Genomic DNA, 3,248 nt, shown 5'->3' on the forward strand with positions numbered 1-3,248 from the left:
TCAAAACTTGCCGGAAGCAGATACAACTGTACGTTATGTCACGCACCTCAAGCACAGGTTGACCCTGTAATCGAAAACAAATTCGAATCATTAAAAAAATAATGGACAGACGCTCTTTTTTCAGGAGAGTTAAAAACTCTCCTTTCAAATCTTTTGTTTATCCTCCTTATTACGACAAAAAAGAAGATTTTATAAAATGCAGCAATTGCGAAAGCAAAGATTGTTTGAATGCATGCAATGAAAAAATTATTAAAATCCAAAATGAAAAACCAGTGCTTGATTTCAGCAATTCCGGCTGTACGTTTTGCGATGAGTGTGCAACGGTCTGTAAAAGCGGAGTTTTATCGCTGCCTTATAAAAAAAATAAAATTAACGCCGAAATGATTATCAATCCTCAAAAATGCATTGCATGGAATCAAACAATCTGTTTTTTATGCCAGGAAGTATGTGAAGAATTCGCAATAATATACAGAGGAATGTTAAACCCTGTAATAGATACAGAAAAATGCACGGGCTGCGGGTTTTGTATAAGCGTATGTCCAACAGACGCCATAGAAATTAAAATTTTATAGGAGACGGAATGAAAAAAATAATAATTTTATTAATCTGCATATACGCTTTTGCTTTGATGCCTGTTAAAAAAATAACATACAACGGATATATTTCTAAAATAACATATAATAAAACTTATCTTATAGCCGGACTTGAAAACGGAACAATCGTAATCAAAAAATTTGACACACTGAAAAATATAGAAAAAATATCCCTTCCCAAAATTCACGATTTTATGGGTGATCTTATTTCAATGCCGATATATTCCCTTGATATCGCACCCGATAACAAACACCTGATGATTTTAGCCGAAGGTGAAGATGCAAAAAGAGAACTTTTTATTTACGATTTGGATACCAAAAAATTAAAACATATTTTCACTACAAAAGAAACCCTTATGAAAGGAACTTTTATAGGAAACGATAAAATTTTTTTTGCATTACTAAGCGACGAGGCACTGCTTTATGATCTTAAAAACAAAAAAAACATTTACAGAACTCAAATAGGCAATTATGTATTTTCAACATATGCTATAAATAAAGACAAAACATTGTCCGTCTTCGGTGATGAAAGCGGTGCGTTAAAAATTGTGGATATAAAAACAGGCAAAAAAATTAAAGAACTCAAGGGATTCAACAAAGACAAAACATTAAGCTGTGATATAGAAAAAAACCTTGCAATTAACGGAAGCAGTGATATGAGAGTCGCCGTTTATAATATAAAAAACGGTTATTCGAAATTAACGTTAAAAGTCAAATTTCTGCCTTACGGTGCAACCATAAGTCCTGATTTATCAAAATTTGCAGTCCAGTATAATGAAAAAAACGATATTGCCATTTATTCGATGTATAATAAACTTTTAAATGTTTTAAAAGGACATACGATGGCATTAAACGGAATTAAATTCTTAGACGCTAAAACCATAATAAGTTTCTCGCCTGCTGAAATACTGATATGGAAATTAAAATAAAAGGAGTTACATGAATATTTCAAGTATAATAGTAAGAACCAAACCCGAAAATTATGATGCCGTCTGGCTGAATCTGCAGGAATGTGATTTTTGCGACGTACATTTCGGAGAAAAAGAAAAAGGTGTGATAATAATCACAATAGAAGGCGAAACGGTTGAAGAAGAAATAGAAAAACTCAACAAAATAGAATCCATGCCTATGATAATAAGTGCGGATATGCATATGAGTTACTGTGAAGAGGAATTAGACAAGCTAAGAGAAAACATTGATATAAACTCGACGGTTAAAGAGTTAAATACGGAAAAAAAAGCGGAAGAAATCACTTATTTCGGAAGTTTAAAAAAGAAGTACTGAAAAAGTACTTCTTTTTATTGTTTTTGTGTCAGACACTTATTAAATTTTTAAAAATTTTTATTTTTTTTTAATGTTGGCACTTTTGAGACACTTTTTTTAATTAAAATACTAAAGAGAAAAAAATCCTCAAGGAGCTAAAATGAAAAAAGCAATGACAGCGGGATTAAGCGTTGCGGCTATTGCAAGCTTTGCATTTGCGGCAAACAGCTTAGATTCAAACCCGAACTATAAAGAGCTTAAAAAATTCAAACCTCAGGGTGTTACAAACGATCAATGTTTAATGTGTCATAAAGCACAAGACCCTGGAATTGTAGCCGACTGGCAACATTCTAAACACGCAAAAGTTGGTGTAGGATGTGTGGAATGTCACGTTGTACCTAAAAACTATCCGACAGCCTTCAAAGCTCACCCGATGCAGGGAAGCAACTGGACTGTACAAATCGCCGTATCTTCAGTAACATGTGCTAAATGTCACGCAAAAGAAGTTACTGAATATATGAATTCAGGTCACGCAAGAGGTGCTGCACAATGGCTTGCAACTCCTAAAAATAAACACGGTTACCTTATGACAAAACTTTCTTATCATTATGAAAGTTTAAAAGGTCCTAACAAAACTTATATGGTTGACGGCGCAAAAATGCAAAAAGGAATCAGAAACGACGGTCCTGTATTCCAAGCTAACGCTAAAAATCCAAGAACAGCAGACTTAAACGTTGCAAACATCTGTATTCAATGTCACGGTGCTACAATTAAACTTGATTCTCAAGGAAGACCTGACGCTACTACTTGGCCAAATGACGGTATCGCTGCATTATATCCTGACGGTGGTGTATCAAACTGTCTATCTTGTCACAGCAGACACAAATTCAATGCAGCTGAAGCAAGACAACCTGGTGCATGTACAAACTGTCACTTAGGGCCTGACCATCCGATGAAAGAAGTATTTGAATCTTCAGTTCACGGTCACATCTTTGAAACTAATGAAGAAGATTACAAATTCGATACTGGTGAGCAAACTCCTGGTAAAACATTAAGAGCTGCTACATGTTTTACTTGTCACCAAGCAGCATTTAATGGATTAAAATCAACTCACAACGTATCACTTAGACTTAAATGGAACCTATGGGCACCGGGAAGCTTCTTAAGAACTGGTGGTTATGAAACTGCCGGATGGACTTTCTGGAAAGGTGCAGGAAAAGTTAATTCTAACACTGTAATTAGAGGAAACGCTAAAGCTGGTAATCCACAAGGTCCAGAAGCTGCAAGAGCAGAAATGAAAAAAGTTTGTATGGTATGTCACGAAGCTACATTTACAAACAACTACTTCCAAAGAGTAGATGCGGCTGTAACAATTTACAATCAATACAAAGC

Annotated in this window: 5 protein-coding genes; all 5 read left to right on the top strand. The window is 34.8% G+C overall.

Annotated features, from left to right (window positions below; translation table 11 throughout):
- On the top strand, positions 1-102 hold a 102-nt coding region (locus ACXJIE_RS09590), incomplete at its 5' end, for a nitrate reductase cytochrome c-type subunit (RefSeq protein WP_456480759.1).
- The gene (locus ACXJIE_RS09595) at positions 102-572 is read left to right on the top strand and encodes a 4Fe-4S dicluster domain-containing protein (protein WP_456480755.1); all 471 of its coding nucleotides are present in this window, start codon (positions 102-104) and stop codon (positions 570-572) included. The genes ACXJIE_RS09590 and ACXJIE_RS09595, both read left to right, overlap by 1 nt.
- A gap of 8 nt (positions 573-580) precedes the next feature.
- A complete protein-coding gene (locus ACXJIE_RS09600) occupies positions 581-1,522 on the top strand; it encodes a WD40 repeat domain-containing protein (RefSeq protein ID WP_456480756.1) in 942 nt (313 codons plus the stop codon).
- Positions 1,523-1,532: 10 nt separating this feature from the next.
- Entirely contained in the window at positions 1,533-1,877 is a 345-nt protein-coding gene (locus tag ACXJIE_RS09605; RefSeq protein WP_456480757.1) for a chaperone NapD, read from the top strand.
- A gap of 139 nt (positions 1,878-2,016) precedes the next feature.
- On the top strand, positions 2,017-3,248 hold a 1,232-nt coding region (locus ACXJIE_RS09610), incomplete at its 3' end, for a multiheme c-type cytochrome (protein ID WP_456480758.1).

Source organism: Nautilia sp., from assembly GCF_053994455.1.

Excerpts from the sequence above, each read along its gene's own strand:
- ACXJIE_RS09600 (WP_456480756.1), top strand. The coding sequence starts at position 581 with ATGAAAAAAATAATAATTTTATTAATCTGCATATACGCTTTTGCTTTG.
- ACXJIE_RS09605 (WP_456480757.1), top strand. The coding sequence starts at position 1,533 with ATGAATATTTCAAGTATAATAGTAAGAACCAAACCCGAAAATTATGAT.
- ACXJIE_RS09595 (WP_456480755.1), top strand. The coding sequence starts at position 102 with ATGGACAGACGCTCTTTTTTCAGGAGAGTTAAAAACTCTCCTTTCAAA.